The sequence below is a fragment of the Ferrovibrio sp. MS7 genome (genome assembly GCF_038404985.1).
In the GTDB taxonomy this organism is placed as follows: domain Bacteria; phylum Pseudomonadota; class Alphaproteobacteria; order Ferrovibrionales; family Ferrovibrionaceae; genus Ferrovibrio; species Ferrovibrio plantarum.
The window spans coordinates 552,117-569,433 of sequence record NZ_JBBKBA010000001.1 but is presented as its reverse complement, the minus strand read 5'-3'; the positions used below and the strand labels follow the sequence as shown (position 1 = coordinate 569,433).

At 64.0% G+C, this 17,317-nt stretch carries 22 protein-coding genes; 8 read left to right on the top strand and 14 right to left on the bottom strand.

Features of this window, described 5'->3' with window-relative positions:
- Positions 1 to 17: 17 nt before the first annotated feature.
- Positions 18 to 428, top strand: a complete 411-nt coding sequence (locus tag V6B08_RS02630) for a DoxX family protein (RefSeq protein WP_341977826.1) — start codon at positions 18 to 20, stop codon at positions 426 to 428.
- On the opposite strand, the gene V6B08_RS02625 is transcribed toward V6B08_RS02630, so the two are convergent.
- Complete coding sequence (locus V6B08_RS02625) at positions 425 to 1,279, bottom strand: LysR substrate-binding domain-containing protein (protein WP_341977825.1); 855 nt, start codon at positions 1,277 to 1,279, stop codon at positions 425 to 427. The two genes, V6B08_RS02630 and V6B08_RS02625, sit on opposite strands and share 4 nt — an antisense overlap.
- 106 nt (positions 1,280 to 1,385) lie before the next feature.
- Here V6B08_RS02625 and V6B08_RS02620 point away from each other — a divergent pair, with 106 nt between their 5' ends.
- Positions 1,386 to 1,787, top strand: a complete 402-nt coding sequence (locus V6B08_RS02620) for a tautomerase family protein (RefSeq protein WP_341977823.1) — start codon at positions 1,386 to 1,388, stop codon at positions 1,785 to 1,787.
- Between the two features lie 33 nt (positions 1,788 to 1,820).
- On the opposite strand, the gene V6B08_RS02615 is transcribed toward V6B08_RS02620, so the two are convergent.
- Genes V6B08_RS02615 through gcvA form a run of 5 tightly spaced genes read right to left on the bottom strand, consistent with a single transcriptional unit; the run spans position 1,821 to position 5,172 of the window.
- Complete coding sequence (locus tag V6B08_RS02615) at positions 1,821 to 2,183, bottom strand: nitrile hydratase accessory protein (protein ID WP_341977821.1); 363 nt, start codon at positions 2,181 to 2,183, stop codon at positions 1,821 to 1,823.
- Positions 2,170 to 2,823 (bottom strand): nitrile hydratase subunit beta, encoded by a 654-nt coding sequence (gene nthB, locus V6B08_RS02610; protein WP_341977819.1) that lies wholly within the window; start codon positions 2,821 to 2,823, stop codon positions 2,170 to 2,172. The genes V6B08_RS02615 and nthB overlap by 14 nt, the downstream gene beginning before the upstream one ends.
- Entirely contained in the window at positions 2,820 to 3,470 is a 651-nt protein-coding gene (nthA, locus tag V6B08_RS02605) for a nitrile hydratase subunit alpha (RefSeq protein ID WP_341977817.1), read from the bottom strand. Before nthA ends, nthB begins: the two co-directional genes overlap by 4 nt.
- Positions 3,467 to 4,204 (bottom strand): HAD family hydrolase, encoded by a 738-nt coding sequence (locus V6B08_RS02600; protein ID WP_341977815.1) that lies wholly within the window; start codon positions 4,202 to 4,204, stop codon positions 3,467 to 3,469. The genes nthA and V6B08_RS02600 overlap by 4 nt, the downstream gene beginning before the upstream one ends.
- Positions 4,201 to 5,172: a transcriptional regulator GcvA gene (gcvA, locus tag V6B08_RS02595; protein WP_341977813.1), complete on the bottom strand. Its 972-nt coding sequence runs from the start codon at positions 5,170 to 5,172 to the stop codon at positions 4,201 to 4,203. The genes V6B08_RS02600 and gcvA overlap by 4 nt, the downstream gene beginning before the upstream one ends.
- Before the next feature lie 131 nt (positions 5,173 to 5,303).
- Here gcvA and leuC point away from each other — a divergent pair, with 131 nt between their 5' ends.
- The 4 genes from leuC (at position 5,304) to V6B08_RS02575 (ending at position 9,240) form a co-directional block, all read left to right on the top strand.
- Complete coding sequence (gene leuC / locus V6B08_RS02590) at positions 5,304 to 6,698, top strand: 3-isopropylmalate dehydratase large subunit (protein ID WP_341977811.1); 1,395 nt, start codon at positions 5,304 to 5,306, stop codon at positions 6,696 to 6,698.
- Between the two features lie 15 nt (positions 6,699 to 6,713).
- Positions 6,714 to 7,343: a 3-isopropylmalate dehydratase small subunit gene (gene leuD, locus V6B08_RS02585; RefSeq protein ID WP_341977809.1), complete on the top strand. Its 630-nt coding sequence runs from the start codon at positions 6,714 to 6,716 to the stop codon at positions 7,341 to 7,343.
- 118 nt (positions 7,344 to 7,461) lie between these two features.
- Positions 7,462 to 8,571, top strand: a complete 1,110-nt coding sequence (gene leuB, locus V6B08_RS02580; protein ID WP_341977807.1) for a 3-isopropylmalate dehydrogenase — start codon at positions 7,462 to 7,464, stop codon at positions 8,569 to 8,571.
- A gap of 48 nt (positions 8,572 to 8,619) precedes the next feature.
- On the top strand, positions 8,620 to 9,240 hold the full coding sequence (locus V6B08_RS02575) for a glutathione S-transferase family protein (RefSeq protein WP_341977805.1): 621 nt from the start codon (positions 8,620 to 8,622) through the stop codon (positions 9,238 to 9,240).
- 113 nt (positions 9,241 to 9,353) lie between these two features.
- Here the strand turns inward: V6B08_RS02575 and V6B08_RS02570 are convergent, their stop codons facing one another.
- Entirely contained in the window at positions 9,354 to 9,863 is a 510-nt protein-coding gene (locus V6B08_RS02570) for a 2'-5' RNA ligase family protein (protein WP_341977804.1), read from the bottom strand.
- Positions 9,860 to 10,720, bottom strand: a complete 861-nt coding sequence (locus V6B08_RS02565) for a dienelactone hydrolase family protein (RefSeq protein ID WP_341977802.1) — start codon at positions 10,718 to 10,720, stop codon at positions 9,860 to 9,862. Before V6B08_RS02565 ends, V6B08_RS02570 begins: the two co-directional genes overlap by 4 nt.
- Before the next feature lie 52 nt (positions 10,721 to 10,772).
- Between V6B08_RS02565 and V6B08_RS02560 the strand changes: the two genes are divergently transcribed.
- Positions 10,773 to 11,411: a LysE family translocator gene (locus tag V6B08_RS02560; protein WP_341977800.1), complete on the top strand. Its 639-nt coding sequence runs from the start codon at positions 10,773 to 10,775 to the stop codon at positions 11,409 to 11,411.
- 335 nt (positions 11,412 to 11,746) lie between these two features.
- Here V6B08_RS02560 and V6B08_RS02555 read toward each other — a convergent pair whose 3' ends face one another.
- The 6 genes from V6B08_RS02555 to fliI form a co-directional block, all read right to left on the bottom strand.
- Entirely contained in the window at positions 11,747 to 12,352 is a 606-nt protein-coding gene (locus tag V6B08_RS02555; protein ID WP_341977798.1) for a 2-hydroxychromene-2-carboxylate isomerase, read from the bottom strand.
- Positions 12,353 to 12,370: 18 nt separating this feature from the next.
- Positions 12,371 to 13,279 (bottom strand): glutathione S-transferase family protein, encoded by a 909-nt coding sequence (locus V6B08_RS02550; protein WP_341977796.1) that lies wholly within the window; start codon positions 13,277 to 13,279, stop codon positions 12,371 to 12,373.
- Positions 13,280 to 13,318: 39 nt separating this feature from the next.
- Positions 13,319 to 13,888 carry a TetR/AcrR family transcriptional regulator gene (locus V6B08_RS02545; RefSeq protein ID WP_341977795.1) on the bottom strand — a complete coding sequence of 190 codons (570 nt, stop codon included), beginning with the start codon at positions 13,886 to 13,888 and terminating at the stop codon, positions 13,319 to 13,321.
- Between the two features lie 97 nt (positions 13,889 to 13,985).
- Entirely contained in the window at positions 13,986 to 14,474 is a 489-nt protein-coding gene (locus tag V6B08_RS02540; RefSeq protein WP_341977793.1) for a nuclear transport factor 2 family protein, read from the bottom strand.
- Positions 14,475 to 14,569: 95 nt separating this feature from the next.
- Complete coding sequence (locus tag V6B08_RS02535; protein ID WP_341977791.1) at positions 14,570 to 15,001, bottom strand: flagellar FliJ family protein; 432 nt, start codon at positions 14,999 to 15,001, stop codon at positions 14,570 to 14,572.
- A gap of 13 nt (positions 15,002 to 15,014) precedes the next feature.
- Positions 15,015 to 16,346, bottom strand: a complete 1,332-nt coding sequence (gene fliI / locus V6B08_RS02530) for a flagellar protein export ATPase FliI (protein WP_341977789.1) — start codon at positions 16,344 to 16,346, stop codon at positions 15,015 to 15,017.
- A gap of 194 nt (positions 16,347 to 16,540) precedes the next feature.
- On the opposite strand from fliI, the gene ctrA reads away from it, so the two are divergent.
- Positions 16,541 to 17,281 carry a response regulator transcription factor CtrA gene (ctrA, locus tag V6B08_RS02525; RefSeq protein WP_341977787.1) on the top strand — a complete coding sequence of 247 codons (741 nt, stop codon included), beginning with the start codon at positions 16,541 to 16,543 and terminating at the stop codon, positions 17,279 to 17,281.
- Positions 17,282 to 17,317 lie beyond the last annotated feature (36 nt).

The following is a 17,317-nucleotide window of genomic DNA, read 5'->3' as shown; positions in this document are numbered from 1 at the left end:
CAAGAAAAGGAACACCCATGGCTAGTCTGGAGAAATTCGCGCCGCTGCTCGGCCGCATCCTGATCGCGCTGCTGTTCATTCCCGCCGGCATTTCAAAGCTCACTGGCTTTGCCGGCACGGTCGGCTATATCAAGTCGGTCGGCCTGCCGCTGCCGGAAGTTGGTGCGGTGATTGCCATCCTGGTCGAAGTCGTGGTTGCCGGCGCTGTGCTGGTCGGTTTCAAGGCGCGCTATGCGGCGCTGATCCTGGCACTGTTCACGATTGCTGCCGCCATTGGTTTCCATAATTTCTGGGCCATGGAAGAAGCCAAGGTGATGCTCAACCGCATCCAGTTCTTCAAGAATCTGGCGATCAGCGGCGGCCTGTTCTTCATCGTTGCCTATGGTGCCGGCCCGCTGTCGCTGGATAACCGCGCCAAGGCTGATTAATCAGCCCGGATCGCCGCGGCGATATCGCGCAAGGCCCGCGCCAGCAAAGCATCGTTGGCGCGGGTTTGCAGCACCACCAGGCTCGTCGGCAATGCCGGCAGGTTTTCCCTTTCATTCAATCCTTCGGGCACCAGGCGGCGCGGCAAGGCCACGATGCCAAGGCCGGCGCGTGCCGCCGCCACCAGAGCGGAAACCCCGCCGCCGGTGAAGGCTTCGCGCCACTTCACGCGGCCACGCTCCAGTGCCGCGATGGCTGCCGCGCGCACGCCACAGGGTGCGGCCAGCGCAATCAGCGGCAAGGGCTCGGGCCAGTTCCAGGCGAAATCCGCCGCGGCGAACCAGGCAAGCTGATCGCGCCGCAGCAATTCGCCCTGCTTGGGCCCCTGCCTCGTCGAGCCGACATGCTGCAACAGGGCGGCATCCACCTCGCCGGCCTCGAAAGCAGCGGCCATATCGCGCGACAGCCCGAGCCGCACGTCCAGCCGTAAAGCCGGATGTCGCCGCCGCAGACCGGCGAGCAAAGCCGGCAGGCGCGGCCCCAGCGTCTGGTCGCTGATCGCTAGCCGCAAGGGGCGCAAAGGCTTCTGGCCCAGGGCCGCCAGCGCCGCATCATGGGCCGCCAGCACCTGGCGCGCTTCCGCCACCAGGATTTCGCCATCGCGGGTCAGCGCCACATGGCGCGGGCTGCGCTCCACCAGGCGGCGGCCGAGCTTGTCCTCCAGCCGCTTCAGCCGCAGGCTGATGGCGGCCTGGGTCGCCGCCAGCGCCTCGGCGGCGCGGGTGAAGCTGCGATGCTCGGCCAGCAGTACCAGGGCGCGCAGGGCATCAATATCCAGGCTCGGACCATTCATAACATTTCATTATCATAGATATAGAAAGACATAACATATAAAAATGAAGGCATTGGCGCTACGTCTCTTGGCAACGGGCAGGCACGCCCGGCAAAGGAGACAGACAATGCCGATGATCCAGGTAAGCTATTCAACATCCAATGCAACGCCAGACCTGCCGCGCCAGATCGCTGCGCTCAGCACGCGGCTGGCGCAGGAAAAGCTTGGCAAGCAGCCGGACGTGACGGCGGTGGCGGTGCAGCGCGTGGCGCCAGAGGACTGGTTCATCGCCGGGCAGTCATTGGCCGAAGTAGGCCTTGCCAGCTTCTTCCTCGATATCCGGATTACCACCGGTACCAACACCAAGGACGAGATGGCGGCTTTCGTTGCCGCCGCCTATGCCGGCTTCACCGAACTGCTCGGGCCGCTGCATGCCGAAAGCTATGTGCATGTGCATGAGGCGCAGGGCTTTGCCTATGGCTATGGCGGCCAGACCCAGGAGCGGCGATATATCGCCGCACGAATATAAACTGAGCGCCGCTATATTGCGGCACGGCTCTAGCTAGCTGCGCAGATGCACCGGCTGGCCATGCGGGGTATGGGCGTAAGCATCCGCCCAGGCATCACGCATGGTCAGCAGTTCATCGGCTGAGACGATGCCTTTGGCGGCAAGCAGGGCCTGCAATGCTGCAAGCCAGCGTTCGTAATAGGCGCCGCCATCATTCGGGCCGCAATCGGCACGGTTGGCGCTGAGTTCATGGCCCAAAGCCTCGGCCCATTCGCTCCAGGCAAAGGCGCCGGCCTCGTGCAGCCGCAGGGTCAGGGCAAAGGCAGCCGCCTGCCAGGGCTCGGCAAAGACCGGACTGCCCTCGTCATTCAGCGGCAGGGGGCCGAGTGCGGCAAGATCAAGCTCAGAGGGCTTCAAGATGCGCGTCCCACAGATCGGCACGGATTTCGCCGGCATAGCGCGCCGCCGGGCCGAACACCTCGGCGACATCGAACACTACGTTATAGAGATGCTGCGCATCCTCGCCCTGGAAATGCGCGTTGCTGTCGGCAAAGACATGCAGGCCATGATCCATGGCAATCACGCCCACCTTGCCGCGCAGGTAGCGCGGCAGCCGTGTATGGCCGGCGGGATGGATATTCAGCGCCCGCACGCGCTGGCCGATCTGAAAACGCGCCGGCTTGCCGGTGGCGCGCAAGGTCGGCCCACCGCGCGCGAGAATACCGGGCACAGCTTCCGGCGGCACCGGCTTGAGTTCGGTCTTGCCCGCCGGTTCACCGCTTTCCAGTTCGGCTTCGCTCAGCAGGCCACGCTCCACCAGCAGCCGCTCCAGGCCGCTCATCCAGCGTTCGTAATAGCTCTCGCGGATATAGGTGCGGGCAGGGCTGCGTTCGCGGGCATGGCGCGAGGCATCGATATTCCACTTGCCCAAACTGCCGGTGGCCAGGGTGATGGCCAGCGCACGCTTCTCCCACTCGCCATGGAAGATCGGCTCGTCTTTCTCAAGCGGCAGCGGGCCAAAGCCCTCCATGCCGCCCATGTCATGCACGCCGTTCATGCCGGGCTCCTCGCGCTGGGTTGCGTGGCAATACCGGTGCCGATCATGCTGTCGCGCGTCACCAGTTCGGCAAGCTCTGCTTCGCTCCAGCCCTCGGTGCCGGCGGGCCGCTCCGGGATCACCAGATAGCGGATCTCGGCGGTGGAATCCCACACTGCGATCTTCTTGGTCTCGGGCAGGGTGAGATCGAATTCCGCCAGCACGCCACGAGGATCGAGCACGGCGCGGGCACGATAGGAATCCGACTTGTACCAGACCGGCGGCAGGCCCAGCACGCTCCAGGGGTAGCAGGAGCAGAGCGTGCAGACCACGAGGTTATGGGTCTCGGGCGTGTTCTCCACGATTACCATATGCTCGCCCTGGCGCCCTGTGTAACCAAGGCTGGCAATCGCTGCGGTGGCATCCTCGCGCAGGGCCTTGAGATAGGCAGGATCGCTCCAGGCTTTCGCCACCACATGGGCGCCGTTGCGCGGGCCGATCTTGGTTTCGTAGGTGTCGATATAGACATCCAGCGCGGCTTGGTCCACCAGGCCCTTGCGGGTCAGCAGGGTTTCCAGCGCCTTCACCCTGAGGGCCGGATCGGACGGCACATCGCTGTGATCATGATCATGCCCATGATGATGATGGTGGTCATGGTCGTGTGTCATGCCGCTTCCTCGCTCAGCAGTTCCGGCAGGCGGTGGATGATCTTGTCCGGTTTCACATGGGTATTGGCCGGCAGCCCTTGGGCATAGGCATCGCACCAGATGCCGCGCATGCCGAAGCCCTGGGGCACTTCCACTTCCCATTCCAGATTATCGCCCACCATCCATGTTTCCGATGCTGCCACGCCCAAAGTATCGAGCGCATGGCGATAGGCCTGTTCCTCGGGCTTGCCGAAGCCGTGTTCGCCCTCGATCTGAATATGCTGGAAATGCTGCTCCAGCGCGAAGCGTTCCACCTTGGCGCGCTGAGTATGGGCGGCGCCGTTGGTGATCAGCGCCAGCTTCACGCCGGCGGTCTTGAAATGCGCCAGGGTTTCTTCCACGCCGGGAAACAGGTGCATCTTCTCCTGGCGATAGCTGGTGTAGCGTTCGGCGATACGGAAGGCGAGGCCGGCATCGGGCACGCTGTGGCCGCGTGCCGCCAGTTCGGTCAGCGCGCCGGCAACGATCTTGTGCCGCGCTTCCTCGAGATTCAACCGCCAATGCTTGTGCATCGAGCGGTCGCTCCAGAAGCGGCGGCCGAAATCGCTGACCGCATCGGCGAGCTGCTGCATGGAGAGGCCATCCATCTGCTCAGCGAATTCGCCGGCCACCGCCTGCCAGGCTTTCTCCGGCTCGCCATAGGCAGCGAGGATCGTGTCGTCCATGTCGAACAGGATGGCGCGCGGCAACTTCATGATGTCGTTACTTCCTCGATCAGCCACTCACGCAGCAGCTTGATGCGTGCCGCTTCCGCCATGTGTTCCAGGCAGACCAGCCAATAGGCGCCGCGCACCGGCAGGGTCTTGTCGAAGACCTGCACCAGCCTGCCAGCCTTGATCTCATCGGCGACAAAGGCCGGGTCCATCACCGCCACGCCCATGCCCTGCACGGCAGCCTGGATGGTGAAGCTGCGGGTCTCGAACACCGTGCCGACAGTGGGGTCCACCTCGGTCACGCCCATGGCGATCAGCCAGATGCGCCAATGCTCGAAGCGGTTCTGCGAATGCAGCAGCTTGTGGCCCACCAGGTCGACCGGCTTCTTGATGCTACGCGCCAGATCGGGATGCGCCACCACGATCAGTTCCTCGGCGAAGAGGCGCGTGGCATGCAGGCCGGGCCAGTCGCCATTGCCATAGCGGATGGCGCAATCCAGCCCCTCGCGTTCCAGGTCCACCGGTTTCATCGAGGTGGTGATGCGCACATCGATATCCGGGTGCCGGGCCTGGAAGCGCGGCAGGCGCGGGATGAACCAGCGCATCGCCACGGTGGAGAACATGCTGATGGTGAGCGGGCCTTCGCCGCGCCGCGCTTCCAGCCGGGCCAGGGCATGGGCCAGGTGGTCGAAGCCCTGCTGCACGTCCGGCAGGATGAGCTGGCCTTCCGGCGACAGCACCAGGCCCTTGCGGGTGCGATTGAACAGCGGCACGCCGAGCAGTTCCTCGAGCTGGCGGATCTGGTGGCTGATGGCGGAGAGCGTCACCGAGAGTTCCTCGGCGGCGGCAGTGAAATTCAGGTGCCGGCCGGCGGCCTCGAAGGCTTTCAGCGCGTTCAGCGGCAGCAGGCGGCGGCTGGCGACGCCGGCCGACGGCGGGGCCGGGGTCTCCTTGGGGCTGATAGCGGCTGGCTCGGCGGCTTGCTTGGGGGCTTGCTCGGGGGCAGGCATGAGATTTCCTCGTTTCCGGCTTGATCTTAATTCGACCCCGAAATCCCTGAAAGCCTCTTGCGGCCAGGGCGTTCCTCCAGTTCAATCGCCGGCCATTACGGAAACGCCCCACGGAACCGACGGACAAAGCCATGACCGCGCCCCGCACGCTGTACGACAAAATCTGGGATTCTCACCTCGTTGCCGAGGATCTGATCTATATCGACCTGCATTTGGTGCATGAAGTGACCAGCCCGCAGGCTTTTGCCGGCCTGCGCGCCTCGGGCCGCAAGGTGCGCCGCCCTGACGCCACCGTGGCGGTGCCGGACCATAACGTGCCGACCACGCCGGACCGCCTGAAGGGCATCATCGCCGATGAGGAATCCCGCATCCAGGTTGAAACCCTGGACAAGAATGCGCGGGAATTCGGCGTCATCTACTATCCGATGAACGACGTCAACCAGGGCATCGTGCATATCGTCGGGCCGGAGCAGGGCTTCACCCAGCCGGGCATGACCATCGTTTGCGGCGACAGCCACACCGCCACCCATGGCGCTTTCGGCAGCCTGGCCTTCGGCATCGGCACCTCGGAAGTCGAGCATGTGCTGGCGACCCAGACGCTGCAGCAGAAGCACGCCAAGAACATGCGCATCGATATCGATGGCCAGCTTGGCCCGGGCGTGACGGCGAAGGACATCATCCTGGCGGTGATCGGCAAGATCGGCACCGCCGGCGGCACCGGCTATGTGATGGAATATACCGGCAGCGCCATCCGTGGCCTTTCTATGGAAGGCCGCATGACGGTGTGCAACATGTCGATCGAGGCGGGTGCCCGCGCCGGCCTGATCGCGCCGGACGAGATCACGTTCGAGTATCTCAAGGGCCGGCCGCATGCGCCCAAGGGTGCCGCCTGGGAACAGGCGCTGGCCTGGTGGAAGACGCTGCCCTCCGATCCGGGCGCCAAATACGATACCGAGGTGTTCCTCAAGGCCGAGGATATCGTGCCGCATGTCACCTGGGGCACCAGCCCGCAGGACGTGGCGCCGATCACCGGCTTCGTGCCGAACCCGGCCGAAGTGGCCGATGAGGCCAAGCGCGCCGCCCTGCTGCGCGCGCTGGATTACATGGGCCTGAAGGCCGGCGAGAAGCTGGATGCGGTGCCGGTGCAGCGCGTCTTCATCGGCTCGTGCACCAATGGCCGCATCGAGGATTTGCGCGCCGCCGCCGCCATCGCCAAGGGCCGCAAGGTGGCCGCCGGCGTGCAGGCCATGGTGGTGCCGGGCTCTGGCCTGGTGAAGCACCAGGCGGAGGAGGAAGGTCTCGACAAGATCTTTACCGAAGCCGGCTTTGAATGGCGCGAACCGGGCTGCTCGATGTGCCTGGCGATGAATGCCGACCGTCTGGCGCCGGGCGAACGCTGTGCCTCGACCTCGAACCGCAATTTCGAGGGCCGCCAGGGTCCGCGTGGCCGCACCCATCTGATGAGCCCGGCGATGGCCGCGGCGGCTGCCGTCACCGGCCGCCTCGCCGACGTGCGCAGCCTGTAAGGGGGAGAGAACACCATGGACAAGTTCACGACTCTGACCGCTGTCGCCGCGCCGCTGCCGATGATCAATGTCGATACCGACATGATCATCCCGAAGCAGTTCCTGAAAACCGTGGAGCGCACCGGCTTGGCGCGCGGCCTGTTCTTCGAACTCCGCGAGGACGAGAACGGCAAGCCGAATCCCGATTTCTTCATGAACCAGCCGCAATACAAGGGCGCCCAGATCCTGGTCGCCGGCGATAATTTCGGCTGCGGCTCCTCGCGCGAACATGCCCCCTGGGCCCTGCTCGATCAGGGTATCCGCTGCGTCATCTCCACCAGCTTCGCCGATATCTTCCACAACAACTGCTTCCAGAACGGCATCCTGCCGATCAAGCTGCCGCAGGCCGATGTGGACAAGCTGATGGATGATGCCAAGCGCGGCCAGAATGCCCGCTTCACGGTCGATCTGGAGAAGCAGGAGATCACCCGTCCCGATGGCGATGTGATCAAGTTCGAGATTGATGCCTTCAAGAAGCATTGCCTGCTCAACGGCCTCGACAATATCGGCCTGACGCTGGAGAAGAAGGCCAATATCGACGATTTCGAAACCCGCCAGCGCGCCTCCCAGCCCTGGCGCTACGCCAAGGCCGGCCGCACCGCCTGACCCTTCTTTGCCCTCGTCACCCCCGGGCTTGACCCGGGGGTCTCATCGAAGCCGGTGGGAGATGCGCGGATCAAGTCCGCGCATGACGAGGTGAGGATCTACCGAAAAAGGAAACACCATGTCGAATCGTACCATGCTGATGCTGCCCGGCGACGGGATCGGGCCCGAGGTGATGGGTGAAGTGCGCCGCGTCATCGAATGGATGGACAAGCGCCGCCACGTTTCCTTCGACGTGAAGGAAGACCTGGTCGGTGGTTCGGCCTACGACAAGCATGGCACGCCGCTGGCCGACAAGACCATGCAGACCGCGCTGGATTGCGGCGTGGTGCTGCTCGGTGCCGTCGGCGGCCCCAAGTGGGACAACCTGCCCTTCGACAAGAAGCCGGAACGTGGCCTGCTGCGGCTGCGCAAGGAAATGGACCTGTTCGCCAACCTGCGCCCGGCCAAGTGCTTCGATGCCCTGGTGGAAGCCAGCACGCTGAAGCCGGAAATCGTGCAGGGCCTGGATATCATGATCGTGCGCGAACTCACCGGCGGCGTCTATTTCGGCCAGCCGCGTGGCATTGAGACCCTGCCCAATGGCGAGCGCCGCGGCATCAACACCCAGGTCTACACCACCAGCGAAATCCGCCGCGTCGCGGCCGTTGCCTTCGAACTGGCGCAGAAGCGCGGCAACAAGGTCACCTCGCTGGAAAAGGCCAATGTGATGGAATCCGGCGTGCTGTGGCGCGAGGAAGTCACCAAGCTGCACCAGGAGCAGTATAAGGACGTGCAGCTCGAGCATATGTATGCCGATAACGGCGCCATGCAGCTGGTGCGCGCGCCGAAGCAGTTCGATGTCATGGTCACCGACAACCTGTTCGGCGATATCCTGTCGGATGCCGCCGCCATGCTCACCGGTTCGCTCGGCATGCTGCCGTCGGCGTCCATTGGCGCGGCCGACCCTGCAACGGGCCGCCGCATGGCCCTGTTCGAGCCGGTGCATGGCTCGGCCCCCGACATCATGGGCAAGGGCATCGCCAACCCGCTCGCCACCATCCAGAGCTTCTCGATGGCTTTGCGCTATGCCTACGATCTCGGCGAGGATGCCGACCTGATCGACCAGGCGGCGGAAGCCGTGCTCAAGGCCGGCGTGCGCACCGCCGATCTCGGCGGCGGTACGACCAAGGTCGGTACCACCGGCATGGGCGATGCGCTGTTGAAGGAACTCGACAAGCTGGCGGCGTAAGCCGCTTCCGGCTACACTCTTCCCACAAAATACAGGGGAGGGATTGCAATGACGACCATGAAACTGATCGGCCGCAATCTCTCCCCCTATACCCGACGGGTAGCCATCGCGCTCACCCTGCTCGATATCCCGCACGAACGCGAATATCTCTCGGTCACCGCCGACCCGCAGCGCGGCCTCAGCATCAATCCGGTCGGCCGCGTGCCGGCCTTGCAGATCTCGGCCAGTGAGACGCTGATCGAATCCGCCGCGATCCTGGATTACCTGATGGAGTTGGCGGGGCCGAAAACCCTGGTGCCGCCGCATGGCAAGCCGCGCCGCGACTGCCTGCGCCTGATGGCCTGGGGCAGCGGCGTGCTGGATAAGGCGGTCAGCGCGATCTACGAAGTGCGCCGCCGCCCGGCCGAGAAAGTGCATGAGCCGTGGCGGCAGTTGCTGCTTTCCCAGGCCACTGGCGGCCTCAAGGCGCTGGAAGCCGTGCAGCCGCATCCCTGGCTGATGGGCGAGCATTTCTCCATGGCCGATGTCACCGCCGGCGTCACCGTCAGCTTCCTGCGCGTCATGCTGCCGGAATTGCTGCCGCCCGGCGTCTATCCAAATCTGGAAGCGCTGGCGACTGCCTGCGAGGCGCTGCCGGCGTTCAAGGCGCACCCGCTGGAAACGCCGTAACACTGAATCAATCTATCACGTGTCATTCCCGCGAAAGCGGGAATCCCATTTTTATCTGTAGTAAATGGGATGCCGGCTTTCGTCGGCGTGACGGTGGTGTGTACGGGGGCAGCCTACCCCTTCAAGTCATAGCGCCGCAGCATGCGCACATTGCCATGCTCGATGCGCAGCATGTCCAGCGATGCGATACGGCCCATGGCCGGCGGGTTCACATCTTCGCCCATCTGGCGCAGGAAGGCCTTGGCGGAATATACCGCACCAAAACGCGACAGCGTCACATGCGGCTCGAATTCGCCCTGCTGCGGCAATTGCTGGCGCATCTCGCTCAAGGTCCAGGCGCTCGCCGCATCGGGATGCAGGTAGACCAGGTTGGGATATTTGCCGCCGCGCGGATCGCTGAACCAGCTCAGGCGGTCGCAGGCGATATCGAAGGGCTGGAAACTGGCGGCGAGAATCGAGGCGGCGGCATTCAGCGTGCCTTCGCTGATCTCCTGGCTGGGAAACACCAGCGTGACATGCGCCGCCACGGCGCCATGCTGCGGATCGTGCATGCGCCGGATGGTGTCGATCCAGCTTGCGGCGCCGTCCTCCCACTCGGGTATGGCGATCAGCGCCACGCTCATGGCTTCAGCTTCTCCGCAAAGAAAGCGAGAGCCTGGCGATAGGCATCCTCGGTGGCGGCGCGGTTCGGCGCGTGGCTTTGCCGTTCCTTGCCGGGATCGTCGAAGCTGTGCACCGCGCCCGGATAGATGGTCAGCGTGATATCGCTGCCGATCTCGCGGCTGCGGCGCGTCAGCGTCTCGCAGATTTTCGGCGACACTTCATCGTCGTCCGATGCCGCCAGCACGCGGATCGGCACGCTGCTTTTCAGGCCGGCCTTAGCCTTGTCCTTCAGCGCACAGCCGGGATAGAGCGCCAGCCCGGCCTGGAAATGCAGCCCGCCGAGCGGCGCGTAATCGCTGCCTGGCGCCTTCAGCATCAAGGCCGCCAGGGTCGCGCTGCCGCCATTCGACCAGCCCATCAGGCCGACCCGGGTGGCATCCACCTCTGGCCGGCCACGCAGATAGGCCAGCGCGCCATAGGCATCCTGCGGTCGTGCCACGGTCTCATCCAATTCCTCGGGCCGCTCGTGATAGCTGTTGCGGCCGAAGCCGGCGGGATAGCCGCGCGGCCCGAAGCCATCCACCAGCAGGGCGGCGAAACCATTGGCTGCCCAATAGCTGGCCCAGGCACGGTGGCGCTGCGACAGCGTTGCCGCCGTGTAGCTGCCCTTGGCTGCTGAGGAATAGGCACCGGCACGGCCATGCATCAGCACGATGGCCGGCCGTGCCGAGGAAAGCTTCGCCGGCAGGAAGAAATAGCCGGTCAACTGCGTGCGGCCATTGGCGGAGGAAAACTGCACCGTTTCCTGCGCCCTGGCACCGCTGCCCAGGCCCAGGGCGATGATCAAGGACAGGGTGAAGAATCGAGGCGATTGCATGGCGACAATCTAGGCCTTCCGTCCGCGGGATGCCATCCGCTAGGTTTGGGTCATGGATATCATGCTGCTGCTTGCCACCTTCCTCGCCGGAGCCGCCTATGTGCTGATGCCGGGCCCCGCTTTCCTCGCCCTGCTCGGCATCGTCGCGTCGCAGGGCAGGCGGCCCGGCCTGAATTTCGTCACCGGGCATCTTGCCGGCGATATCGTCTGGGCCAGCCTGGCGCTCACCGCCATTGTCGGTTCCGCCTCGCTCGGGCGGCTGGCCTTCGATCTGCTCGGCCTGGTCTGCGGCATCTACCTGTTCTGGCTCGGCTGGAAGGCGGTGCGGGCCAAGGCCTCCGAGAGCGGCGAAGTCGATCTCAAGGTCGAGCGCCCCCTGCTGCGTGGCGTCGCCTTCGGCCTCACCAACCCGAAAGGTTACCCGGTCAGCGTCGCCATGTTCACGGCCCTGCTTTCGGGCCAGGCGGCACAGCTCACCTGGAGCAACCTGCCTTTGCTGCTCGGCGCCGCCTTTTTCGGCTTCATCGCTGCCGACCTGATCCTGATTGCCGTGATCGGCTTAGGCCCGGTGCGGCGGCTCTATGCCCGCCACGCTTTGCTGATCACCCGCGCCACCGGCGTCATGTTCATAGGCTTCAGCCTGCAAGCCTTATGGCAGGCCGGTGGCGGCTTGCTGCTGCGGCGGGCGTAATATGGACGGCCTGTCCTCCATTGCGAATGGAGCGATATACGGCCTGGGTTGGATAGTATGCGCCGTTGCTTTTGCCAATATTATCTATCTCTTTGTGATTCATCTCGTCTTTATGCAGAAATATCGGGCGGCATACAGGTCAAAAGCGGTTACGCTTTTTGAGTATCTGCGAGAAGACGCAGCTAGTGGATTTGCGATATTCTTGCCACCAATCAACGAGGATTGTCGACCGTGGCAGCGCCGCGCTGTTTTCTCGATAATACTGCATTTTTCTTTGACAGCGGCACTAGCCGTAGTGATCCTCGTCCACCGTGCATTGTTCGCGACATAGGCTTTCAGGGTCTTGTCAGCGCCGCCTCGATCAGCGCCAGGCGGTCATTGCCGAAATACATGTCGTGGCCATCGACGAAGATGGTCGGCGAGCCGAAGCCGCCGCGCGAGATTACCTCGTCGGTATTGGCCTTGAGTTCCGATTTGATCTCGGGGTCGTTCACCGCTTGCGCGAAACCAGCCGGATCAACGCCGGCGCGCTTGCAGGCCTCGGCCAGCACCGCGTCCTGGCTGATATCCTTGTCCTCGCCCCAGTAGAGTTCGAAACAGGCCCGCGCCAATGCTGTCTGCTTGCCTTGTTCATTGGCCCAGATGCAGCCGCGCATCGCCTTCACGCTGTTCACCGGAAACACGCTGGGCGGAAACTTTATTTTGATGCCGCTATGGCGGGCCCAGTCCTGCAGGTCCTTCTGGGTGTAATTCGCTTTCGCCGGCACCGGATTCTCGCGGCTGGCATAAACCGAAGGGTTCACCGCGTTGAACACGCCGCCGACCAGGATCGGCTTCCACTCGATCTGTTCGCCCAGGCGCTCGGCCATCGGCTGGATATTGTGGAAGCAGAGATAGGTCCAGGGACTCGAGACGTCGTAGAACACTTCCAGGCGGGCCATGTTTCCTCTCCGGTTTTTCTATTTTGCCGGCACGAGAATAAAGCCGGCGCGGGGGAAATGTACATGCACGGCGCCGCATTCCGGCGCTTCGCGGCGGATCACGATGGTCTGCGCGTCCAGCGCCACCAATGCGCCGATGGTCGGGTCGCGGCCAGTGTCATCTGGCGTGACGCTGACCGGCTGCCCGGCTTGCAGGCCCAGGCTGTTGGCGGCCACGCCGCGGGTTTCCGCCGCCGGTTCCGCTTCGCGCGCAACGCTCAAGGCTTCTGTGGCGGTCATCTCGCTCTTCTCGCCATGGCCGAAGGCCGCCATGCGGTCGGCCCAGGCATTCAAGGCAGTGTAATCAGACAGGGCCTGGCTTTTGGCGCGGTCGCGCACGAACCACACCGGATGATATATCGCCAGGTCAGCGAGGCTCGGGGCATCGCCAAGCAGGAAGCGGCGGCCATCGCTTAAAGATTGCTCGGCCCAGCCGAGATGGGCGCGCAGCGGCCCCTGCATCACGGCAGACTGCATTTTGAGCTTGGTGCGGTCCATGGCGCGGCCAGAGAAAGCGGCGCGGTCGGCGAAAAAGGCATCGGGCAGGTGCTCGCCCATGGTGCCAAACGCGGTGGCTACGGCAGCAGAGAACAACGGGTGATCGGCCCAGAAGGCGAAGCCCTCGGCGATGCTGCCGGTGCCAAGCGGCGGTTCGGGCTGGCGGCGATCAAGTTCGCGCAGGATCACCTGGGTGTCGCAGTAGATATCGGCGCCGATCTGCAGCACCGGCGTCTTGCGGTAGCCGCCGGTCAGCGGCATCAGCTCCGGCTTCGGCATGATCACTGGAATGGTCACCGAGCGCCAGGCCAGGCGCTTGATGCCGAAGGCGATGCGCACTTTCTCCGAAAACGGCGAGGTGCCGTAATGATGCAGGATCAGGTCCGCCATGATGTCCTCCCGTGATTGTTGCCGGGAGTCTAGGCCGGCTTACCCGGCGTCAGGCAAGGCTTGATCGATCTGCTTCCGCATTTCGTGAAGCTGGCGCCGGAACAGCGCCGGCTCATCCAGCGCGCGGGCGAGTGTCAGCGCCCCCTGGATGCCGGCGACGATGCCTTCCGCCCGTTGGCGTGGCTCAGCCGCGCCGCCGCGTTTCAGCGCCTTGGCCAAAGCCGTTATCCAGCGGGCGAAATAGTCATGCACGGCAGCGGCAAAGCGGTCGCGAGTCGCATCCAGCGCAAAGGCGCCAACCAGGCAGACGCGGCCGCCGCCATGGAAATAGTCTTCCGTCGCCTGGAACATCGCCGCGATGGCAGCGCGGGGATTCTTGGTCTGGCGCAGTGGCGTGTAAACTTCAGCCTCGAACCAGGCATCAATATGCGCCAGCACTTCCGCCGCCATCTGCTCCTTGCCGCCGGGAAAGTAGTTATACAGGCTGCCCTTGCCTAGGCCGCTGGCATCCGTCAGCGCGCTCAAAGAGGCGCCGTCATAGCCAAGCATGCGGAAACATTCGGCAAGGCGGGCCAGAGCTGCCTCGCGGGTGATGATGGCGGCGGGCATTAGATACCTCCCATAGAGACCCCCGGGTCAAGCCCGGGGGTGACGACAAATATAGTAGAATCGTCATGCCCGGGCGCAGACCCGGGCATCTCTCTGATTACAGGCCGAGGTCACTCAAGATCGGATAGTCGTCCGGGCGGCGGTCGTTGTTGCTGCCGCGCGGCCATAGGAATTTGCGCTCGGCCGCCGTGATGCGGGTGTCGTTGATGCTGGCCTCGCGGCGGCGCATCAGGCCATGCTCATCGAATTCCCATTGCTCGTTGCCATGGCTGCGATACCACTGGCCGCTATCGTCATGCCATTCATAGGCGAAGCGCGCCGCTATGCGGTTGCCGGTGAAGGCCCAGACCTGTTTGATCAGGCGGTAATCCAGTTCGCGCTGCCATTTGCGCTCCAGGAAGGCGCGGATCGCGTCGCGGCCTTGAATAAATTCGGCGCGGTTGCGCCACCAGCTATCTTCCGTATAGGCCAGCGCCACGCGGGCGGCATCGCGGCTGTTCCAGGCATCTTCTGCCATGCGCGCCTTCTGGGCCGCGGTTTCGGCGGTGAAGGGCGGCAGCGGCGGGCGGCTTTGCGGGGCGGTCATGATGAGGTCCAGGGCTTGTTGTACCTATCGGTACAATAGCGCGTCAGCCAATCCTGTGCAAGGCCATGCTGCAACTGGCAGGTATCGGATGACGATTAAAGCCCGGGCTCGGGCTGGTTCTGGCGCAGGAAGCCCTGCAGGCCGGCTTCGTCAAGCTCCGCCTGCTCGGCGGCGGCCTGTTCGCGGGCCTTCTGCGCCAGGCGGTTTTCCTTCACCAACTCGTATTTCTTAAGCTCACGGAAGGCGTCGTTCACTTCTTCCTGGGCGGCGGCGATCTTGTCCTGCACTTCCTCGCGCGAGGCCAGCAGGCGGTCCATCTTCTCGCGGTTGACGCGGCGATACGGCGTGAAGGCCATGCCGCCTTCCAGCGATTGCGCGGCAACGCGGCGCTCATGTTCCAGTTCGTCATCCAGCGCCGTCATCTGGCGTTCCAGTTCGGCGCGCAGCACTTCCAGGTCGACGACGACGCGGCGCTTCTCGTCGAGGCGCCATTTCCACAGCCGGATCAGTCCATCAAGCCCGCGCATACGCTAGCGTCTCCTACTGCATCGCCTGGGCATCGCCGGCGGCAAAGATATCGGCCAGACCCATATAGCAGGAGGCCAGATCGGCACGCTCGGTCTTGAGCTGCTTGAGGAAGGCCTCCAGCGCCGGCTGGTAGCGGATTGCTTCATCGACGCGCGGATCGGAACCCATGCGGTAGGCGCCGAGCCGGATCAGTTCCGCCATGTCCTCGTAGGCCGCCATCATCTGCCGCGCGCGGTTCACCAGTTCATTCTCGGCGGCCGAGTTGCAGCCCGGCATGGTGCGCGAAATCGAGCGCAGGATGTTGATCGCGGGATAGCGGCCGCGTTCTGCGATGCGGCGCTCCATCACGATATGGCCATCGAGAATACCGCGCACCGCGTCGGCGATGGGTTCGTTGTGGTCGTCGCCATCCACCAGCACGGTGAACAATCCGGTGATGCTGCCCTCGCCGGTGCCGGGGCCGGCGCGTTCCAGCAGGCGCGGCAATTCAGCGAAAGCCGTCGGCGGATAGCCCTTGGTGGTTGGCGGCTCGCCGCCCGAAAGGCCGATCTCGCGCTGTGCCATGGCGAAGCGGGTGACGGAATCCATCAGGCACAGCACCTGCAGGCCGAGGTCGCGGAAGAATTCGGCCAGCGTCAGCGTCATGTAGGCGGCCTGGCGGCGCACCAGGGCGCTTTCATCCGAGGTCGCCACCACCACCACGGTGCGGGCAAGGCCGGCAGGGCCGAGATCGTCCTCGATGAATTCCTGCACTTCGCGGCCGCGTTCGCCGATCAGGCCGACGACGTTGACATCGGCTTCGGTGTAGCGCGCCATCATCGAAAGCAGCACGGATTTACCGACGCCGGAGCCGGCGAAGATGCCCATGCGCTGGCCACGGCAGCAGGAGATGAAGGTGTTGATCGAGCGGATGCCGAGATCGATCTTGGGGCCGACGCGGCGGCGCGAATTGGCCGGCGGTGGATTGTTGCGCAAAGGATAGGGCCGCAGGCCGTTGACCAGCGGCGGGCCGCCATCCAGTGGCCGGCCCTGGCCGTCGATGACGCGGCCAAGCCAGCTCACATCCGGATAGACCACCGGCTGTTCCTCGGCCACCACGGCGCGGGTGCCGAGGCCAACGCCTTCCAGCGAGCCATAGGGCATCAGCAGGGCGCGGTTCTGGCGGAAGCCGACCACCTCGCCCTCGACCATGCGGTTGTCGCGCGCCAGCAGGCGGACGCGCGAGCCGATGGAGAGATAGCGCTCGACGCCGGCCACCTCGACCAGCAGCCCCTGAATCGAGACCACACGGCCGGTGAAGGTCATGTCCTTGATGCGGTCGAGTTCCATCAGCAGGCTTTGCATCGGCACCATAACTCCTGGGAGAGAGGTCCAGCGTAACAGGGAAATCTTTAAGCGGCGGTAAATAGTTAACGGAACTTCCGCCGGGGTAAGAATTCGTTAACTTTATTTATTAAGAATGGTAAACTACCGCGAATCGCCAAGGTTCCAGCCAAAAACCGGGCCAAATCTCGCGGTACCTGCCAAAGGGGGCTGCCATGCGCGTATTGCTGATCGAAGACGACGCCGCTACCGCCAAGAGCATCGAACTGATGCTCGGCCATGAGGGCTTCAACGTCTACAAGACCGAGTATGGCGAGGAAGGCCTCGATCTCGGCAAGCTCTACGACTACGACATCATCATCCTGGATCTCAACCTGCCCGACATGCACGGCTATGACGTGCTGAAGAAGTTGCGGGCGGCCAAGGTCTCGACGCCGATCCTGATCCTCTCAGGCATGGGCGAGCCGGACAAGAAGGTGAAGGGCCTCGGCTTCGGCGCCGACGACTACCTCACCAAGCCGTTCAACAAGGATGAGCTGGTGGCGCGCATCAACGCCATCGTGCGCCGCGCCAAGGGCCATGCGCAAAGCTCGATCCAGACCGGCAAGCTGCTGGTCAATCTCGATTCCAAGTCGGTGGAAGTGGGCGGCCAGCGCCTGCACCTCACCGGCAAGGAATACGCCATGCTGGAACTGCTCAGCTTGCGCAAGGGCACCACGCTGACCAAGGAGATGTTCCTCAATCATCTCTATGGCGGCATGGACGAGCCGGAACTCAAGATCATCGACGTGTTCATCTGCAAACTGCGCAAGAAGATCGCCTCGGCCACCTCGGGCGACAATTACATCGAGACGGTATGGGGCCGCGGCTATGTGCTGCGCGATCCCGATGCCGCCGCCGTGCCCCAGGCCGCCAACTCCCCCGGCGCGCCGAAGCGCGCCGCAATGGGCCGGTAACTCACTTTAATTTTCGTCATGCCCGCACTTGATGCG